20 protein-coding genes are annotated in these 17,975 nt (G+C 33.2%); 11 read left to right on the top strand and 9 right to left on the bottom strand.

What is annotated here, in order from left to right; translation table 11 throughout:
• Positions 1-18: 18 nt before the first annotated feature.
• From K5I29_RS12695 to K5I29_RS12685, 3 genes are read right to left on the bottom strand one after another with little or no spacing between them, the layout of a single operon-like run.
• Positions 19-360 carry a DUF4296 domain-containing protein gene (locus K5I29_RS12695; RefSeq protein WP_264433717.1) on the bottom strand — a complete coding sequence of 114 codons (342 nt, stop codon included), beginning with the start codon at positions 358-360 and terminating at the stop codon, positions 19-21.
• A gap of 1 nt (position 361) precedes the next feature.
• Complete coding sequence (locus tag K5I29_RS12690) at positions 362-1,705, bottom strand: dihydroorotase (RefSeq protein WP_264433716.1); 1,344 nt, start codon at positions 1,703-1,705, stop codon at positions 362-364.
• The gene (locus tag K5I29_RS12685; RefSeq protein WP_264433715.1) at positions 1,705-2,424 is read right to left on the bottom strand and encodes a polyprenol monophosphomannose synthase; all 720 of its coding nucleotides are present in this window, start codon (positions 2,422-2,424) and stop codon (positions 1,705-1,707) included. Before K5I29_RS12685 ends, K5I29_RS12690 begins: the two co-directional genes overlap by 1 nt.
• A 103-nt stretch (positions 2,425-2,527) precedes the next feature.
• Here K5I29_RS12685 and K5I29_RS12680 point away from each other — a divergent pair, with 103 nt between their 5' ends.
• Both K5I29_RS12680 and K5I29_RS12675 read left to right on the top strand, forming a co-directional pair.
• Positions 2,528-3,193: a DUF4271 domain-containing protein gene (locus K5I29_RS12680; protein ID WP_264433714.1), complete on the top strand. Its 666-nt coding sequence runs from the start codon at positions 2,528-2,530 to the stop codon at positions 3,191-3,193.
• A 6-nt stretch (positions 3,194-3,199) separates the two neighbouring features.
• On the top strand, positions 3,200-3,943 hold the full coding sequence (locus tag K5I29_RS12675) for a uroporphyrinogen-III synthase (RefSeq protein ID WP_264433713.1): 744 nt from the start codon (positions 3,200-3,202) through the stop codon (positions 3,941-3,943).
• A gap of 80 nt (positions 3,944-4,023) precedes the next feature.
• Here the strand turns inward: K5I29_RS12675 and pckA are convergent, their stop codons facing one another.
• The gene (gene pckA / locus K5I29_RS12670; protein ID WP_264433712.1) at positions 4,024-5,637 is read right to left on the bottom strand and encodes a phosphoenolpyruvate carboxykinase (ATP); all 1,614 of its coding nucleotides are present in this window, start codon (positions 5,635-5,637) and stop codon (positions 4,024-4,026) included.
• A gap of 71 nt (positions 5,638-5,708) precedes the next feature.
• On the bottom strand, positions 5,709-6,104 hold the full coding sequence (locus K5I29_RS12665) for a DUF423 domain-containing protein (protein ID WP_264433711.1): 396 nt from the start codon (positions 6,102-6,104) through the stop codon (positions 5,709-5,711).
• A 118-nt stretch (positions 6,105-6,222) separates the two neighbouring features.
• Between K5I29_RS12665 and K5I29_RS12660 the strand changes: the two genes are divergently transcribed.
• Positions 6,223-7,578: a saccharopine dehydrogenase family protein gene (locus K5I29_RS12660; protein WP_264433710.1), complete on the top strand. Its 1,356-nt coding sequence runs from the start codon at positions 6,223-6,225 to the stop codon at positions 7,576-7,578.
• Between the two features lie 29 nt (positions 7,579-7,607).
• Here K5I29_RS12660 and K5I29_RS12655 read toward each other — a convergent pair whose 3' ends face one another.
• The 4 genes from K5I29_RS12655 to leuS all read right to left on the bottom strand — a co-directional run bounded on the left by K5I29_RS12655 (position 7,608) and on the right by leuS (position 12,771).
• Positions 7,608-8,333 carry a hypothetical protein gene (locus tag K5I29_RS12655; RefSeq protein WP_264433709.1) on the bottom strand — a complete coding sequence of 242 codons (726 nt, stop codon included), beginning with the start codon at positions 8,331-8,333 and terminating at the stop codon, positions 7,608-7,610.
• Between the two features lie 97 nt (positions 8,334-8,430).
• Complete coding sequence (locus K5I29_RS12650) at positions 8,431-9,105, bottom strand: zinc metallopeptidase (RefSeq protein ID WP_264433708.1); 675 nt, start codon at positions 9,103-9,105, stop codon at positions 8,431-8,433.
• Between the two features lie 101 nt (positions 9,106-9,206).
• The gene (locus tag K5I29_RS12645) at positions 9,207-9,845 is read right to left on the bottom strand and encodes a hypothetical protein (RefSeq protein WP_264433707.1); all 639 of its coding nucleotides are present in this window, start codon (positions 9,843-9,845) and stop codon (positions 9,207-9,209) included.
• Positions 9,846-9,942: 97 nt separating this feature from the next.
• Entirely contained in the window at positions 9,943-12,771 is a 2,829-nt protein-coding gene (gene leuS, locus K5I29_RS12640; RefSeq protein ID WP_264433706.1) for a leucine--tRNA ligase, read from the bottom strand.
• 181 nt (positions 12,772-12,952) lie between these two features.
• Between leuS and K5I29_RS12635 the strand changes: the two genes are divergently transcribed.
• The 8 genes from K5I29_RS12635 (at position 12,953) to K5I29_RS12600 (ending at position 17,975) form a co-directional block, all read left to right on the top strand.
• Positions 12,953-13,828, top strand: a complete 876-nt coding sequence (locus K5I29_RS12635) for a cell division protein FtsX (protein WP_264433705.1) — start codon at positions 12,953-12,955, stop codon at positions 13,826-13,828.
• 5 nt (positions 13,829-13,833) lie between these two features.
• Positions 13,834-14,073: a DUF3098 domain-containing protein gene (locus K5I29_RS12630; protein ID WP_264433704.1), complete on the top strand. Its 240-nt coding sequence runs from the start codon at positions 13,834-13,836 to the stop codon at positions 14,071-14,073.
• 2 nt (positions 14,074-14,075) lie between these two features.
• The gene (locus K5I29_RS12625) at positions 14,076-14,876 is read left to right on the top strand and encodes an undecaprenyl-diphosphate phosphatase (protein WP_264435200.1); all 801 of its coding nucleotides are present in this window, start codon (positions 14,076-14,078) and stop codon (positions 14,874-14,876) included.
• Positions 14,877-14,879: 3 nt separating this feature from the next.
• Positions 14,880-15,599 (top strand): tRNA pseudouridine(55) synthase TruB, encoded by a 720-nt coding sequence (gene truB / locus K5I29_RS12620; RefSeq protein WP_264433703.1) that lies wholly within the window; start codon positions 14,880-14,882, stop codon positions 15,597-15,599.
• A 32-nt stretch (positions 15,600-15,631) separates the two neighbouring features.
• Positions 15,632-16,273: a YiiX/YebB-like N1pC/P60 family cysteine hydrolase gene (locus K5I29_RS12615; RefSeq protein ID WP_264433702.1), complete on the top strand. Its 642-nt coding sequence runs from the start codon at positions 15,632-15,634 to the stop codon at positions 16,271-16,273.
• A gap of 87 nt (positions 16,274-16,360) precedes the next feature.
• Complete coding sequence (locus K5I29_RS12610) at positions 16,361-16,669, top strand: hypothetical protein (protein WP_264433701.1); 309 nt, start codon at positions 16,361-16,363, stop codon at positions 16,667-16,669.
• Between the two features lie 99 nt (positions 16,670-16,768).
• A complete protein-coding gene (locus K5I29_RS12605; protein ID WP_264433700.1) occupies positions 16,769-17,182 on the top strand; it encodes an RrF2 family transcriptional regulator in 414 nt (137 codons plus the stop codon).
• Between the two features lie 82 nt (positions 17,183-17,264).
• Positions 17,265-17,975 carry a phosphoadenylyl-sulfate reductase gene (locus K5I29_RS12600; RefSeq protein WP_264433699.1) on the top strand — a complete coding sequence of 237 codons (711 nt, stop codon included), beginning with the start codon at positions 17,265-17,267 and terminating at the stop codon, positions 17,973-17,975.

The following is a 17,975-nucleotide window of genomic DNA, read 5'->3' as shown; positions in this document are numbered from 1 at the left end:
ACATGGTAAGCAACTTTTTTATTCTTCATCAGGTTTTGTAGTTTCTTGCAATTTTTTTAATCGTTTTACAATACGCTCATTCATTTTCTCATAATTTTTATAATCGTGAGAATAATACATGTTGTTTTGAACAATGGTAAGACTATCTAACCCAAAACGGTTTTGTATGTACGCATAGGTATCAATCAACACATTATCTGTGGTTCGCAGTTGGCTTTCTGCGCCTTGCAAAATGGCCATTTCGTATAAAACTTCTTCTAATTCAGCTTCTGTAATTAATTTTTCTGGTTTTGGTGCTGTATTTTTTTCACAGCTTAATAAAACTAAAAAAATCAGATTAAAAAAAAGTACTTTTTTCATGTTATTCCCTATTAAAGGTTAAACGTTTACCTACACGAATATCTTTTACTTTAGCATTATTATAAACCAATTGTCCGTTTACAAACGTATGCGTAATTCTTGATTTAAAATTAACGCCCTCAAACGGTGACCAACCGCATTTAGATAAAATATTTTCTTTTTTTACATTCCAAGGCATGTGCGTATTTACAATAACTAAATCGGCAAAATAACCTTCTTTAATAAATCCACGATTTTCAATTTTAAAAATTTTAGCAGGATTGTGACTCATTTTTTGTACGATTTTTTCGATCGAAATAAAGCCTTGAAAATATTTTTCCAACATAGCAACTAACGCATGCTGAACTAATGGTCCGCCAGATGGGCAGTTTAAGTATTTATTATTTTTTTCTTCTAACGTATGCGGTGCATGATCGGTAGCAATAACATCAATTTTATCATCTAACAAACCTTTCCATAACGCTTTTTGGTCGTCTGCATATTTAACTGCAGGATTCCATTTAATAAAAGCACCTTTAGATTTGTAATCGTCTGCATTAAACCACAAATGGTGCACGCAAACTTCAGCAGTAATTTGTTTATCTTCTACCGGTTGTTTGCTGTCAAACAATTCTAATTCTTTAGCAGTAGAAACGTGAAAAACGTGCAAGCGTGCTCCTGTTTTTTTAGCCAATTCAATAGCTTTAGAAGATGATAAATAACAGGCTTCTCCACTACGAATTACCGGATGTTGATCCATCGGAATATCTTCGCCATAAACTTCTTTAGCTTTTTCTAAATTGGCTTGAATGGTTGCTTCATCTTCACAATGCACAGCAATTAGCATTTTTGTTGATGAAAATATTTTTTCAATCGTTTCAGGATCATCTACCAACATATTTCCGGTTGATGAACCTAAAAACATTTTAATTCCGGCAACATTTTTAGGGTTAGTTTTTAAAACTTCGTCTAAATTATCATTAGTTGCTCCCATCATAAACGAATAGTTTACGAATGATTTTTCAGCAGCAATTTGATATTTTTGTTCTAATAATTCTTGCGTAACCGCATTCGGAACGGTATTTGGTTGCTCAATATACGAGGTAATACCACCAGCAACTGCAGCACGAGATTCTGATTCAATATTACCTTTATGGGTTAATCCTGGTTCTCTAAAATGTACCTGATCATCAATTACACCAGGTAATAGGTAATTACCTTCGGCATCAATAATAATACAATCTGATGATTTTGGGCTAATTTTTTCGGCTATTTCTTTAATATATTCATCTTCAATATATACATCTCCGTTAAAAATAGCTCCTTCATTAACTATTTTGGCATTTTTAATTAAAACCTTATTCATTATAATCTATTAAATAGTTTTTTTATTCTAAGTACAATTACACCAAAAATGGCTTCTTTAATAATAGAATTGCTCATTTTAGATTCCCCTTTTGTACGATCTGTAAAAATAATGGGAACCTCTTTAATTGTTAAATTTTGGCAAAAAGCCCTATATTTCATTTCAATCTGAAAGGCATAGCCTACAAATTGAATTTTATTTAAATTGATTTGTTGTAGCGTTTTAGCTTTGTAACAAACAAAACCTGCTGTGGTATCGCGAATTTTCATGCCGGTAATTATGTTTACATAAACCGATGCGAAGTACGAAAGCAATACGCGGCTTAAAGGCCAATTTACTACATTTACGCCCGTTACGTAACGCGAACCTATAGAAAGATCGGCGCCTGACAAACAAGCTTGGTGCAAACGAATTAAATCGGTGGGATTGTGAGAAAAATCGGCATCCATTTCGTAAATAAATTCGTAATTACGAGCCAATGCCCATTTAAACCCTGTTACATAAGCTGTGCCTAATCCCAACTTACCCGACCGTTGCTCTAAAAACAAATTTTCATGCTTTTGTTTCAGCTCAATTACTTTATTTGCAGTTCCGTCTGGCGAATTATCATCAATCACCAAAACGTGCAAATTATAATTAAGATTGAATACAGCCGTTATAATGGCTTCGATGTTTTCGATTTCATTATAAGTTGGTATTACCACTATACCATGATTCATATGATATAAATATTTTAGTGCAAAAATACGTTTTTTAAATACCTATGCACATATTAAATTGATAATTAATTTTTAAAATCAAAAAACTTGTAAATTTGTGCTCATGGATAATTTACTTTTTGAGAACAGAATGGTTACCACTACCGATTGGGCAACTATTTTATTCCTACTATGTTTTGCTTTAATAGCATCTAATAGGCAATTGTTTTACGCACAATTTAATGATTTTGTAAAACTACCTGTTAACGACAAGTTTTTAAAAATATATAAAGAACCAGAGCACCTGCGTACTTGGTTTTTTATTTCTTTATATGTTGTGCAAATTATAAGCTTTAGTTTTATTATTCAGATTGCATTAAGCGCTTATGGCTACACAACTAAAGATAATTTTATTTCGTTTGTACGTATTATTACGGTATTAAACTTTTTTGTGCTATCTAAACATTTTTGCGAAAAAATTATAGCCAATACATTTAATATTGATGATATTGAACATCGAGTAAACTTATATAAAGCGTACCATCGTAATTATTTGGGTTTAATAGCCCTACCTATTGCCTTAATTGGCTTTTACAATAACGTCAATAATTTAACTTCTGTTAACATAATTATTTGTCTTTTACTAATAATAAACCTAGTAAATTATCTAAACGGAATAAAAAATTATAAAAAAGCCGTTTTTTCAAACTTCTTGTATTTTATTTTGTATCTTTGTGCCCTTGAAATAGCACCCTATTTTTTTATGTACTATTTTTTTACCAAAAGTTAATAAAATATGAAAGTGAAAACAATTTTGGTTTCTCAGCCGGAGCCTAAAGTAGAAAATTCACCTTATTTTGAGCTTTCGCAGCGCTATAAAGTAAAAATCGATTTTAGACCATTTATACATGTAGAGGGTGTACCTGCCAAGGAGGTAAGACAACAAAAAATTGATTTAAGTGCCTTTACGGCAATTATTTTAACAAGCAAAAATGCGATTGATCATTTTTTTAGGGTGGCAGAAGAAATGCGTTACAAAGTGCCAGAGGATTTAAAATATTTTTGCCAAACAGAAGCGACAGCGCTTTACCTTCAGAAATATGTTGTGTACAGAAAACGCAAAATTTATGTAGGCCAAAAAGATTTTAAAGATTTAGCTCCATTATTTAAAAAATACAAAGACGAAACGTTTTTGTTACCAGCTTCTGACCAATTAAATGCAGATATTCCCCCAACGTTAAATGCATTAAACTTAAAATGGACGCCTGGAACATTTTTTAGAACTGCAATGAGTGATTTATCAGACTTAGCAGATGTATATTATGATGTTTTAGCATTTTTTAGCCCAACTGGGATAAAATCATTATTTAAAAATTTTCCTGACTTTAAACAAAACAATACACGCATTGCTGTATTTGGAACAACAACACAAAAAGAAGCTCTTGAAAATGGATTACGCGTAGATATTATGGCACCATCGCCAGAAACTCCTTCCATGACAATGGCTCTTGAAAAATATATTAAAGAGGTAAATAAATAAAAAAAACGTGAACTTTAAAGTTCACGTTTTTTTATTTGAAAAGTTTAAAAGCTTAGTTAAACTAAGCTTTTAAATTTAAATTATAATTGCGGACCAGCTGCTACTAAACTTTTACCAGATTCGTTATCTGTGTATTGCTCAAAGTTTTTAATAAATCTTGTAGCTAAATCAGTAGCTTTTACTTCCCATTCTTTAGCATCTGCGTACGTATTTCTAGGATCTAGAATATTTGTATCTACTCCTTCTAAAGCTGTTGGAACTTCAAAATTAAAAATTGGAACAATTGTAGTTTCAGCTTTTTCAATAGAACCGTCTAAAATTCTATCAATAATAGCACGTGTATCTTTAATAGAAATACGTTTTCCAGTACCATTCCAACCTGTATTAACCATGTAAGCAGTTGCTTGGTGTTCTTCCATTTTTTTAACTAATTCTTCTCCGTACTTTGTTGGGTGTAACGTTAAAAACGCTTTACCAAAACATGCAGAAAAAGTTGGCTCCGGTTGTGTAACTCCACGTTCTGTACCAGCTAATTTAGCAGTAAATCCAGATAAGAAATAGTATTTAGTTTGCTCTGGTGTTAATTTAGAAACCGGCGGCATTACACCAAATGCATCAGCCGTTAAGAAAATAACTTTATTTGCATGTCCTGCTTTAGAAACAGGCTTAACAATATTTTCAATATGTTCAATCGGGTATGAAACACGCGTGTTTTGCGTTACAGAACCGTCAGTAAAATCAATTTTTCCGTTAGCATCTAACGTAACGTTTTCTAACAAGGCATTTTTAGTAATGGCACCAAAAATGTCTGGTTCATTTTCTTTAGATAAATCAATTGTTTTTGCGTAACAACCGCCTTCAAAGTTAAAAACACCTTCGTTATCCCATCCGTGTTCATCGTCACCAATTAATTCACGTTTTGGATCTGTAGATAAAGTTGTTTTACCTGTACCTGATAAACCAAAGAAAACAGCTACATCACCATCTTTACCTTTGTTAGCAGAACAGTGCATAGATGCAATGCCTTGTAACGGTAAATAATAGTTCATCATAGCAAATAAACCTTTTTTCATTTCACCACCGTACCAAGTTCCTCCAATAAGTTGAACTTTTTCTGTAAGGTTAAACGCAATGAATACGTCAGAATTTAAGTTATGCGCTTTGTAGTCTTTAAAAGTTGCTTTAGATGCGTTAATTACAACGAAATCAGGCTCACCAAAGTTAGCTAACTCAGCTTCTGTTGGGCGAATAAACATATTTTTTACAAAATGTGCTTGCCATGCAACCTCCATAATAAAACGCACTTTTAAACGTGTGTTTTCGTTAGCGCCACAAAAAGCGTCAACTACGTAAAGTTTTTTACCAGAAAGTTCTTCAGTAGCAACTTTTTTAAGTGCATCCCAAGTTTCGTTAGAAATTGGTTTGTTATCATTCGCTGCCTTAGCAGATGTCCACCAAATAGTATCTTTAGTAACATCATCTAAAACTATGTATTTATCTTTTGGTGAACGACCTGTAAATTCACCTGTCATAACATTAACAGCTCCAAGTTCAGAAAGTTGACCTTTTTCAAAACCTTGTAAACTTTCACTTAATTCTTGTTCGTACAAATAATCGTAGCTCGGGTTGTAAATTACCTCAGCCACATTTTTAATTCCGTATCTTTCTAATGAAATAGACTTGATATCATTCATGATTAAATGGGTATGTGTGTTGTTCCGACAAAAGTAATAATTTAATTGGAATAACGTATTTGACTTATTTATTAATTTTTAGCCTGGGTAGATTTGAGCGCACCAACCAATAGCAGTACCCAAGAAACAATCAGGAAGACACCGCCAATTGGTGTAATTGGGCCTAAAAATTTAAAATTAATTGCAGTAGCCGATTGCGTTGCTAGTAAATAAATAGAACCTGAAAAAAGCACAACACCAATTGCCGAAAAAATAGCGATATATTTTTTAGTACGTTCTGAAATTGCATTAAGGTTTGCTACAAAAAGCAAAAAAAGTGCTTGATAAAATTGATAGCGCACCCCTACCTCAAAAGTTTCTAATTCATTTGGCAACAAAACCTTTTTTAATCCATGGGCACCAAAAGCTCCAAGAACAATAGCTAACGCACCAAAAAGGCAAGCTGTAACAATAATTTTTTTATTCATACCTCAAATTTACAATTCAAAAATACATATTTTACAATTAAAAAGCATATTTTTAATTCTTTACTAGCATAATTAGCACAAAAACCAATTCTAACAACCAATAAAAACTACTAAATAAATGAAACAAATCCTTGTAATTGGTGCCGGGCGGTCAACCTCATCCTTAATAAAATATTTGCTCGATCACGCATCTAAAAATAATTATATGGTGGTAATTGCAGATATGGATATTGAAATGGCTAAAGCCCGTGCAAATAACCATTCTAGTGCAAAAGCAGTTGCTTTTTCTATCGAAGATAAAGAACTCAAAAAACAACTAATTCAAGCGGCTGATGTTGTTGTTTCAATGCTTCCTGCAAGTTTACATATAAAAGTTGCCAAAACTTGTTTAGAATTTAAAAAGCATTTATTAACAGCATCGTACATTTCTGACGATTTATTAAAATTGAATGATGAAGTAAAAAAAGCCGGCTTAGTTTTTATGAACGAAATTGGTTTAGATCCTGGTTTAGACCATATGAGCGCGATGCATATTATTAATAAACTGCGTGAAGAAGGTCATAAAATTGTTTTATTCGAATCTTTTTGTGGCGGTTTGGTAGCCCCAGAAAGTGATACCAATTTATGGAATTACAAATTTACTTGGAACCCAAGAAATGTTGTAATTGCAGGACAAGGCGGTGCTGCAAAGTTTATTCAGGAAGGCAGATATAAATACATTCCGTACCATAAACTTTTTAGACGAACAGAATTTATAAACGTAGAAAAATTTGGAAAGTTTGAAGTTTACGCCAACCGAGATTCTTTAAAATACAGAGAAATTTACAACTTAGATTCGGTTTTAACTTTATACCGTGGCACCATTCGCCGAGTTGGTTTTTCTCGTGCTTGGGATATGTTTGTGCAACTTGGCATGACTGACGATTCTTATATTTTAGATGCATCCGAGAAATTATCAAATCGAGATTTTATAAACTTATTTTTACCATTTCATCCAACAGATTCGGTTGAAATTAAACTCAGACATCAATTAAAAATTGATCAAGATGATATTATGTGGGAAAAATTAGTTGAATTAGATTTATTTAACCCCAACAAAATTATTGGCTTAAAAAACGCAACGCCAGCCAAAATGTTAGAAGCAATTTTAGCAGAAAAATGGAAGTTAGAACCTACGGATAAAGATATGGTTGTGATGTACCATAAAATTGGGTACCAAACCCAACAAGATGATTTAAAACAAATTGATAGTAAATTAGTTGTTTTAGGAGAAAATCAAACCTTTACAGCCATGGCAAAAACCGTTGGTTTGCCCATTGCTATTGCTGCCGTTAAAGTTTTGCAAGGCATTATTACCCAGCCAGGCGTACAATTACCTATAACAAAAGCTGTTTACCAACCAATTTTAGATGAATTGGCACAAAACGGCATTGTTTTTACCGAACATGCAGTACCTTACGAAGGTTATGAATAAAAAAAGCGGAAACTTAAGTTTCCGCTTTTTTATTTTGATTTCTTATTATTTTCATCAGCTTTTTTAGCTAAAAGCTCGTCTAAATCAATTTTAGCTTCGCTAGTATCTTTATTGCTTTTAGAGCTGTTATGCTTATTTGGTGAATTTTTCATATTAATCATTTCACGTCTTAACTTTTGTTCGCGCTCAATTGCAGATCTTTTATATTCTTCAAATTCAACTTCAATTTCTTCAATATTCGTTTTATGTTCCTTAGCGTTATCTGTTAATGCTTTATATCGGTAAATAAAGTAAGCCAAAGCAACAACTAAAACTGCAATAACAATTAAATATATTTTGGTTAACGATTTTTCAATTTCAGCAGTTAAATCAGCCACCTTTTCAGCTAATTCTTTGTTAGAAGCTGATAATTCAGTATTTGCTGCCTGAACTGCATTAACCTTAGCTTGCAAATCTGTAATTGTTTTTTCAAAGTTTGCTTCGTCCGTTTTGTACGCGTTTTCAAGCATTCTTACGTCCGACTTTTTAAATAGTTTGTAATCTTGATATGAATTTGATTCATCTTCAACCTTTTTAAACAATGCTTCGAAGGTACGAGTATTTGATTTTGGGTTTGAAGTAGAATCAATTGTTGTTGCGTGTGATACCTGAACCACAAAGAACAAAACAGGACTTAAAAACGAAATAAATTTGGCGAACATGATTTTAATATTTTGTAACGTTAAACTTGAATTGACTAATATATAGAAATACATTTTTTTTAACAAAGATAAATTACAAAAAAAAACTTAAAGTAACTAAAAAACGCGTTAAACTGCTTGTTTAACGCGTTTTTATACGAATTTATTAATTTTATTCTCTTCTTCCTAAATACATCCAAACGTAATATAGCAACGTTCCGATTGATGATAAAGCAGCAACTAAATATGTACGTGCAGCCCAAGTTAAAGAATCTTTAGCGCCGGCATATTCTTTTTGCGTTACCATGTTTTCATTTTTTAACCAAGCTAATGCACGGTGGCTCGCATCGTATTCTACCGGTAAGGTAACCACAGAAAATAATGTAGTAATACCAAATAATACAATTCCGGCTAGTAATAAACCTGGAAAAGATTCTACCATTAAAACACCAGCCAATAATACCCATTGCACGTAATTAGATGCAAACGAAACTACAGGTACCATTTTAGAACGCATTTCTAACCAACGGTAAGCGGTTGCGTGTTGTACGGCATGTCCAACCTCGTGCGCAGCAACGGCAGCTGCAGCTGCATTGCGTTGGTTATATACGGCTTCTGACAAATTTACCGTTTTATCTTCCGGATTATAATGATCTGTTAAACGACCCGGAGTAGAAATTACTTTTACATCGTAGATTCCGTTATCGTGTAACATTTTTATTGCAATTTCGGCACCGCTCATGCCATTTTGCAAATGAACCTGCGAATAGTGATCAAATTTTTTTTGTAAAGTGTTCCCAACGTACCAGCTTGCTAGCATAAAAACACCCATAATAATTAAAAACATATCTTTTCTTTTTTATTTAAGTACAGCAAAAAAAAAGCCAAAGTTTAAAAAACGTTCATTTTGTCAGTATTTTAGTAAAAAAACAGACATTATTCAGTTCCTTATTCGTAAGCTTTACGTTTTCGTTCTAATTCAACACGCAAAATTTCACGTTCGTTCATCGATTCAATTCGTAAAATATCAACCAAATGTTTAAAATTAATTAAACCCGCTTCGTAATATTTTTCGAGCATTGGGCGTAAATTGCGGAGTTCGTGGCGCGTTGCTTGTTGAAATTGACAATGCACTTCTTCTCCACTTTTTAATTTTAAAACTAAAAAGTTATAAACGCCTTGTGAAAGTGCGCCTTCAAAATTTCCGTTTTTATATTTTAAAGCACCATAAAAATCTTCGTGTTCAACGAATTTAATTTCAAAAATATAATCGAGCGGATAAGTTGTTTGCTCAATCGTAATGGCATCATAAGTAAATACTAAATCATGAAAAAGCTGCCCTTTTAATGGTTCGTATTTATACATGCTTTGTTTTTTTATTTTTTCTCGATTAAAAAAATAAGCCACGGTTATACAGATAATTAATCCGTCTATAAAAAATATAGGAAAATCTCTAAATTTTAAAATTCGCAAAGCAAAATAGCCAAAAACAATTACCATTCCGACTTTAGAGATTAAAAAGCCGTTATCAAATTTTTTTGGAATTGGTATATATCTGTTAAACTTATATTTTTCTAGCCCCGTCATTTTTAGCACATTAATTACACAACAAATTTACAAAACAATTGTTCTGCTTAAAAATTAAAAAACCACTGAAAATCAGTGGCTTTTTGTTTTATTAATATTAACCGGCAATGTTTATAATTTTACCTGGTACAATAATTACTTTTTTAGGTTCGCGCCCTTGCAGTTGCGCTTGCGTTCTTTCGTCTGCCATAACTATTTTTTCTATTTCCTGAACCGATAAATCTAAAGGTAAAGTAATAGTGAAACGCATTTTACCGTTGAACGACACCGGATATTCTTTTTCAGATTCTACTAAATACGAAGCATCAAATTTAGGAAAAGCTGCGTAAGCAATAGATTCTTGATGTCCTAACATGCTCCATAATTCTTCAGCAATGTGCGGTGCATATGGAGAAACTAAAATAGCTAAAGGTTCTAAAATAGCACGGTGATGGCATTTTTGTTGTGCCAATTCGTTTACACAAATCATGAACTGAGAAACTGAGGTATTGAAAGAAAAGTTTTCAATATCTTCAGTTACTTTTTTAATGGTTTTATGTAAGGTTTTATACATTTCTTTAGTTGGCTCCTCATCTGTAATAACAATTCCGTTATCATCAGCATACAACTTCCAAAGTTTTTTAAGGAAACCAAAAACGCCTGTAATTCCAGCAGTATTCCATGGTTTAGCTTGTTCTAACGGACCTAAAAACATTTCGTATAAACGTAATGTATCTGCTCCAAATTCGTTAGCAATATCGTCTGGATTTACAACATTGAATTTAGATTTAGACATTTTTTCTACTTCATGCCCTACAATGTATTTACCAGAATCTTCTAAAATAAATTCTGCATTAGCAAAATCAGGGCGCCAAGCTTTAAATCCTTCAATATCTAATTCAGACGATGCGTTAACTAAAGCAACATCAGCATGAATAGGTTGTACTTTATGATCACCAATTTTTCCTTTAGATACAAACGTGTTAGTACCTTCAATGCGGTAAACAAGTGCTGAAGTACCTAAAATCATACCTTGGTTTATCAGTTTTTTAAACGGTTCTTCCGCTGCAACAAAACCACGATCTTTTAAAAACTTGTTCCAAAAACGAGAATATAATAAATGTCCCGTTGCGTGCTCGTTACCACCAATGTATAAATCTACGTTTTCCCAATATGCTATTGCATCTGGGTTTGCAAATTCGGTTTCATTTTGCGCATCCATATAACGCAACCAGTACCAAGAAGAACCAGCCCAACCTGGCATAGTATTTAATTCTAGCGGAAAGATAGTTTTGTTGTTAATTTCTGTATTAGCAACAACTTGATTTGTTTCGGTGTTCCAAGCCCAAACAGATGCGTTACCTAATGGTGGCTGTCCGTCTTCTGTTGGTAAATACTTTTCTACTTCGGGTAAAACAATTGGTAAATGTTTTGGATCAATCATTTTAGGTAATCCGTTTACATAATATACCGGAAATGGTTCACCCCAATAACGCTGACGTGAAAAAACTGCATCACGCAAGCGGTAATTTACTTTTGCCTTACCTTGGCCAATTTGTTCTAAAGCTTCAATTGCTTTAGGCAAAGCAGCTTTATAATCTAAACCGTTTAAAAAGTCAGAATTAATTAATTCAAAACCATCTTTTTCGGTATAGGCACCTTCTGAAATATCTTGATTAAAAATATTTACAATTTCTGGCATGCCTTTTTGGCCTGCAAAATGTTTAGCAAACGCATAATCACGTTCGTCACCACAAGGTACAGCCATAACTGCTCCGGTTCCGTATCCTGCTAATACATAATCGCCAATCCAAATTGCTACAGGTTGTTTGGTAAACGGATGTTCTGCATACGCACCAGTAAATACCCCAGTAATGGTTTTAACATCGGTCATACGTTCGCGTTCCGAGCGTTTAGCTGTTGCAGTAACGTAAGCTTGTACGGCATCCTTTTGTTCTGCTGTAGTAAGTTGAGCTACCAATTCATGTTCTGGAGCTAAAGTCATAAAATTCACGCCAAAGATGGTATCGGGGCGTGTGGTAAAAACTTCTATTTCAGCATCAGCATCTTTAACTTTAAAAGTTACTGATGCACCAACCGACTTACCAATCCAATTGCGTTGCGATTCTTTAATAGATTCAGACCAATCAATAGTTTCTAAACCTTGTAACAAGCGCTCTGCATAAGCAGAAATTCGCATCGACCATTGCGTCATTTTTTTGCGAATAACCGGATGCCCTCCGCGCTCTGAAAGCCCGTTAATTATTTCGTCATTAGCTAAAACCGTTCCTAATGCCGGGCACCAGTTAACTTCGGTTTCTGCTAAATACGTTAAACGGTATTTTAATAAAATGCTTTCTTTTTCGTCTGCTGTATAAGCTTGCCATTGTGCAGCTGTAAAAACAGGAATATTATCATCTGCAACAGCATGAACATTTGCATTTCCGTTTTGTTCAAAAAGCGCAACTAAAGTTGAAATGTTTTCGGCCTTATCGGTATCTTTATTATACCAAGAATTAAACAACTCAATAAAAATCCATTGCGTATGTTTGTAATATTCTGGCGTTGATGTGCGTACTTCACGGCTCCAATCAAAACTAAATCCAAGTTTATCTAATTGTTCGCGGTAGCGATTAATATTAGTTTCGGTAGTAATAGCCGGATGTTGGCCGGTTTGAATAGCATATTGCTCTGCCGGTAATCCAAAAGAATCATAACCTTGCGGATGCAGTACGTTAAACCCCTGATGGCGTTTGTAACGCGAATAAATATCTGAGGCAATATAACCTAACGGATGCCCTACGTGTAAACCTGCTCCTGATGGATAAGGAAACATGTCTAAAATATAATACTTAGGTTTAGCTGCGTTATTAACTGCTTGAAACGTTTGGTTATCGCTCCAGTACTTTTGCCACTTGGCTTCGATTTCGTTTGGATTATATTTCATGAGTATTTTTTATCGTATTTAAACGGAATTTTTTGTATATTTTTGTGTTTAAGTTGTGGTACTTGTAACACATCATAAAGTGCAAATTTACGCTTATTGTATTAATGTAAAAACTTTAAGCCACACAATCTGCTTTAGTTACAAAAATCTTTAATATTTTTACAGTTCAAATTTAATAATAATGGCATCATCATACGACAAGTTTCAGCGACGAAGATTAATTTCATCCTACTTTTCTGTAGTAATTAGTATTTTTTTAGTGCTTTTTTTACTGGGCGCTTTGGGCTTGTTTTTAATTCATTCAGAAAAAATATCGAATAATTTTAAAGAAAAGATTCCGATGTCGGTTTATTTTAAAGATGAAGCGAACGATTCTATTCTTAAAGCTTTTGATGCAGAATTGGCAAGTAAAAACTACTTAAAAGGTTATGTATTTATTTCTAAAGAAGAAGCAGCGGCAAACAATAAAGATATTGTAGGCGAAGATTTTATGCAGTTTTTAGGAATGAATCCGTTACCAAATTCATTTGATTTAAATTTATTAGGTGCTTATGTAGAAAGCGATAGCTTAGCACAAATTGAAGCCGATTTTAAAAACAACCCGCATATTGCCGAAGTTATTTACGACAAACGTTTGGTTGATTTAGCTAACGAAAATATTAAACGCATTACCTACTGGACCTTAATTATTAGCGGTATTTTTATGGTAATTTCTATGCTGTTAATTAACAGCGCGCTGCGTTTATCTATATATTCTAACCGATTTGTAATTAAAACCATGCAAATGGTAGGTGCAACCAAAGCCTTTATTCGCAAACCTTTTATTAAGCGCAGCTTATTATTGGGTTTAATAGGTTCTGTACTAGCAATTATTGGCCTAATTATTTTATTGGTTTATGTAAACAAATGGTTTCCGAGTTTAGGCATATTGCAAGATTATGGCGCTATGGCTATTGTTTTTGTAGGCGTACTTTTATTCGGCTTTTTTATCACCTTTGTTAGTACCTTTTTTGCAACACAACGATTTTTAAATTTACGTACAGACGATTTATATTAATTTTTATGGAAAAAGAAACAAAACAGAATCTGTTATTTTCTGCATATCAGTATAAAATTCTAATTGGTGGTATTGTTGCCATTGCCCTTGGTTTTATATTAATGATTGGCGGCGGTAGCGACAACCCAGAAGTTTACAGCGACGCTATTTTTAGCTTTAGACGCATTCACTTAGCACCAACAATAGTTTTATTGGGCTTTGCTATTTGCGTATATTCTATTTTTGCTAAACAGAAAGTGAAGTAATGATTGAAGTTATTAAAGCCATAATTGTTGGTATTGTACAAGGATTAACCGAATTTTTACCTGTGTCATCGAGCGGGCACATTGTAATTGCACAAGAAATTTTAGGATTAAAATACGAAGAAGACCAAAACTTAATGTTTGCCATTATTTTGCACTTTGCAACAGCATTAAGCACCATTGTGGTTTTCAGAAAAGATATTTTAGAAATTATAAAAGGTTTGTTTCAGTTTAAATGGAACGAACAAACGCAGTTTTCTTTAAAAATTATTCTTTCTATGATTCCAGCAGTAATTGTTGGACTGTTTTTAAAAGATACGCTAGAAGAATTATTTTCTAACCTGCGCTTAGTTGGTTTTATGCTATTAATTACCGCAACCTTATTGTACATAGCCGATAAAGCAAAAAGCACAGGAAAAGATATTAGTTATAAAGATTCTATAATTATTGGTTTAGCACAAGCTGTTGCTGCGTTGCTACCCGGAATTTCGAGATCAGGATCAACCATTTCAACATCAATCATTTTGAGCGATGATAAAGCTAAAGCAGCCCGCTTTTCGTTTTTAATGGTTTTGCCTTTAATAATTGGTGCTGCTGCTAAAGAATATTTAGATGCATCTAAAGCAGAAGCTGCATTAACTTTTGATATTTTACCTTTAGCTTGTGGTTTTTTAGCTGCATTTATTTCGGGCTTATTTGCTTGTAAATGGATGATTGAATTTGTTAAAAAAGCCAAGCTTAAATATTTTTCAATCTATTGTTCTATTGTAGGAGTTTTTGTAATCCTATATACATTTTTAAAATAAATAATGACAAAATTATCTCCAGAAGAATTTCAAGAAGGTCAAATTTTATTACTCGACAAGCCCTTAACTTGGAGTTCTTTTCAGGCTGTTAACAAAGTAAAATATGCCTTAATTAAAAACTTAGGATTACCTAAAAAATTTAAAATTGGGCACGCCGGAACGTTAGATCCGTTAGCATCAGGTTTATTAATTATTTGCACGGGCAAATTCACCAAACGAATTTCTGAATTACAAGGGCAAATTAAAGAATATACCGGCACCATTACCGTTGGTGCAACCACACCATCGTACGATTTAGAAACCGAAATAAACGAAACTTTTGCAACCGAACATATTACAGATGAATTGATTGAACAAGCACGCCAAACGTTTCTTGGAGAAATCGATCAGTTTCCACCTGTATTTTCTGCCATTAAAAAAGATGGCAAACGTTTGTACGAACATGCTCGCGCAGGAGAAGAAATTGAAGTTGCAGCACGCAAAGTTGAAATTATGACTTTCGAAATTACCCGCGTTGCCTTACCTGAAATAGATTTTAGAGTAGTTTGCAGCAAAGGAACTTATATTCGATCATTAGCTTACGATTTCGGAAAAGCTTTACAATCGGGAGCACATTTAACTGCTTTACGCCGAACAAAAATTGGAGCGTATTCGGTTAACGATGCCGTGCATCCTCTTGATTTTGAAAAAACATATAACCCCAATTATAAAGAAGCTGAATAAGCTTCTTTTTTCAATTTAAATCGATTACAATCATGTCTGTTATAAAAAACATCTTTCAAAAAATAATTTTCTTACTTGCGTTATTGCTAACTCAGCTTTTTACAGCACAAAACCATTCGTTTAAAAACGGCGATTTATTATTTATTAACATCAATTGCGGACCAATGTGCGATGCCATAAATGCGGTTACGCAAGGATATAATAACGAAAAGTTTAATCATATGGGATTGGTTGTGGTACAAAACGGAGAAACTTTTGTTTACGAAGCCATTGGCAAGGCCGTTGTTAAAACACCCATAAAAACATTTTTGGCTTATTCTAAAGATCCGATTTATGTTGGAGAATTATTACCCGAATACCAAAAGTTAATTCCAAACGCTTTAACTTTTTCAGAAAACCAATTAGGCATTCCGTACGATAGTGATTTTATATACAACAACGGAAAATATTATTGTTCAGAATTAATTTACGATGCATTTTTAACTGCCAATAACAATCAACCGTTTTTTCAATTATTTCCGATGACGTACAAAGAACCAAATTCTGCAGATTATTTTCCAATTTGGGTTACTCATTTTAAAAAACAAGGCATCGAAATTCCAGAAGAACAACCAGGTTGTAACCCCGGCGGCATGAGTTTAGATAATAAAATTACATTAAAACGAATAAATTAAAAGAAAGCATTTTGCTTTCTTTTTTTTGTAACGTCCTATTTTGTCTTTAACAAAACGTACATTTAAATACAATTTAAACCATTTATTATGAATATTACATTAAGTCAAAAGCAATATGCAATAAACAGCATATTTAAAGGAAGTATTTATGGCTATGACAAACCAGAAAACGAAGCAATTTCTTTAGCCGGAATTCATGCAGATTCATTTTTAAACGATGTAAAAAACGAATATCCAGATGCAAAATTTGATTCCCAAAAAAATGAAAATGCAACTACAATTGATAGCTTACGTTTGTACGAAGTAGTTAAATATCCAGGCGATCCAGATATTCAAATTAAAATAACATTGTACCAAAACACACCAACCTCGTATTTTTTAGAACTAATTCGTTAAATCAAACCAAACCACGTACTTCATCGTTTTAATACAAATAAATTTGTTAGCTTTGTCCTAGCAATGTGCTGTAACAAACAGCAATTCTAAAACAAAGTTATGATTTCTAAAAAATGTAAATACGCATTAAAAGCAATGGTTTGCTTGGCAAGAAACTACCAACAAGGCAGTTTAACTACAGCACATATTGCCGAAAAAGAAAATATTCCAAAAAAATTTTTGGAGCAAATTTTGTTAGAATTAAAACGCTGGAAATTAGTAAACAGCAAACAAGGCATTGGCGGCGGATATTACTTACTTAAACATCCTTCAGAAGTTTCTCTGGCCGATTTATACCGTATTTTTGACGGTCCAATTTCTCTTACGCCTTGCGTTTCATTAAATTATTACGAAAAATGTGATGATTGTTTAGACGAAGCAACTTGTTATTTACGCAAACAATTAATTATTATTCGTGACGAAACCCGTGCTAGCATGATGCAAGCAACCCTTGAAGCCTTTATAAAAGGCTAATCATCTATTTTTTTTGCATTAAAACTATACCATTTTGGTATAACTTATAGAATTTATATATTTGTATATATAAACTTACGTGATGAATACCGTATTAAAAACCAAATACGATGCGTTGTTAGAACAAGGCATCGACAAACTTGATTTTCAACAACAAATAGCCTATTTAACACAACATTTTTCTGAAATTGTTTTCTCTACAAGCTTTAGTTATGAAGATCAGGCAATCACTTTTTTACTAAAAAATGAACCTGTAGAAATTTTTACTTTAGATACCGGGCGTTTGTTTGAACAAACGTATGAAACGTGGAACAGAACCGTAGCCAAGTACAAAGTAAAAATTAAAACCTATACCCCACCCGCAGCAGAATTAAGTGCTTTTTTAACCGAAAAAGGGCCCGATTCATTTTATCAATCGGTAGAAAACAGAAAGCAATGTTGTAACATCCGTAAAGTAATTCCGTTAAACCAAGCAATACAAGGTAAACAAGTTTGGATAACCGGATTGCGTGCTGAACATTCACCAAACAGAAAAGATATTCCGGTTTTTGAATGGGATGAAACGCATCAAATTATAAAATTCAATCCTATTTTATTCTGGACAACCGATCAGGTTCAAGAATTTATTACCAACAACCAAATTCCATACAACAGCTTGCACAAAAAAGGTTTTGTGAGCATTGGCTGTGCACCATGTACGCGTGCAATTCAGGAAGGCGAAGATTTTAGAGCCGGCCGTTGGTGGTGGGAAGATGCATCAAAAAAAGAATGTGGACTACATATACATAAATAA

Origin of the sequence: Flavobacterium agricola, from assembly GCF_025919725.1 — a bacterium.
Taxonomy (GTDB): domain Bacteria; phylum Bacteroidota; class Bacteroidia; order Flavobacteriales; family Flavobacteriaceae; genus Flavobacterium; species Flavobacterium agricola.
Note: the sequence above shows the minus strand (reverse complement) of the source record. Positions and strands in the feature narration are given on the sequence as shown.

Excerpts from the sequence above, each read along its gene's own strand:
- truB (WP_264433703.1), top strand. The coding sequence starts at position 14,880 with ATGACAAAATTATCTCCAGAAGAATTTCAAGAAGGTCAAATTTTATTA.
- K5I29_RS12605 (WP_264433700.1), top strand. The coding sequence starts at position 16,769 with ATGATTTCTAAAAAATGTAAATACGCATTAAAAGCAATGGTTTGCTTG.
- K5I29_RS12695 (WP_264433717.1), bottom strand. The coding sequence starts at position 360 with ATGAAAAAAGTACTTTTTTTTAATCTGATTTTTTTAGTTTTATTAAGC.
- K5I29_RS12600 (WP_264433699.1), top strand. The coding sequence starts at position 17,265 with ATGAATACCGTATTAAAAACCAAATACGATGCGTTGTTAGAACAAGGC.
- K5I29_RS12630 (WP_264433704.1), top strand. The coding sequence starts at position 13,834 with ATGGAAAAAGAAACAAAACAGAATCTGTTATTTTCTGCATATCAGTAT.
- K5I29_RS12675 (WP_264433713.1), top strand. The coding sequence starts at position 3,200 with ATGAAAGTGAAAACAATTTTGGTTTCTCAGCCGGAGCCTAAAGTAGAA.
- K5I29_RS12650 (WP_264433708.1), bottom strand. The coding sequence starts at position 9,105 with ATGTTTTTAATTATTATGGGTGTTTTTATGCTAGCAAGCTGGTACGTT.
- K5I29_RS12665 (WP_264433711.1), bottom strand. The coding sequence starts at position 6,104 with ATGAATAAAAAAATTATTGTTACAGCTTGCCTTTTTGGTGCGTTAGCT.
- pckA (WP_264433712.1), bottom strand. The coding sequence starts at position 5,637 with ATGAATGATATCAAGTCTATTTCATTAGAAAGATACGGAATTAAAAAT.
- K5I29_RS12610 (WP_264433701.1), top strand. The coding sequence starts at position 16,361 with ATGAATATTACATTAAGTCAAAAGCAATATGCAATAAACAGCATATTT.
- K5I29_RS12615 (WP_264433702.1), top strand. The coding sequence starts at position 15,632 with ATGTCTGTTATAAAAAACATCTTTCAAAAAATAATTTTCTTACTTGCG.
- K5I29_RS12655 (WP_264433709.1), bottom strand. The coding sequence starts at position 8,333 with ATGTATTTCTATATATTAGTCAATTCAAGTTTAACGTTACAAAATATT.
- K5I29_RS12635 (WP_264433705.1), top strand. The coding sequence starts at position 12,953 with ATGGCATCATCATACGACAAGTTTCAGCGACGAAGATTAATTTCATCC.
- K5I29_RS12680 (WP_264433714.1), top strand. The coding sequence starts at position 2,528 with ATGGATAATTTACTTTTTGAGAACAGAATGGTTACCACTACCGATTGG.
- K5I29_RS12660 (WP_264433710.1), top strand. The coding sequence starts at position 6,223 with ATGAAACAAATCCTTGTAATTGGTGCCGGGCGGTCAACCTCATCCTTA.
- K5I29_RS12685 (WP_264433715.1), bottom strand. The coding sequence starts at position 2,424 with ATGAATCATGGTATAGTGGTAATACCAACTTATAATGAAATCGAAAAC.
- K5I29_RS12690 (WP_264433716.1), bottom strand. The coding sequence starts at position 1,705 with ATGAATAAGGTTTTAATTAAAAATGCCAAAATAGTTAATGAAGGAGCT.
- K5I29_RS12645 (WP_264433707.1), bottom strand. The coding sequence starts at position 9,845 with ATGACGGGGCTAGAAAAATATAAGTTTAACAGATATATACCAATTCCA.
- leuS (WP_264433706.1), bottom strand. The coding sequence starts at position 12,771 with ATGAAATATAATCCAAACGAAATCGAAGCCAAGTGGCAAAAGTACTGG.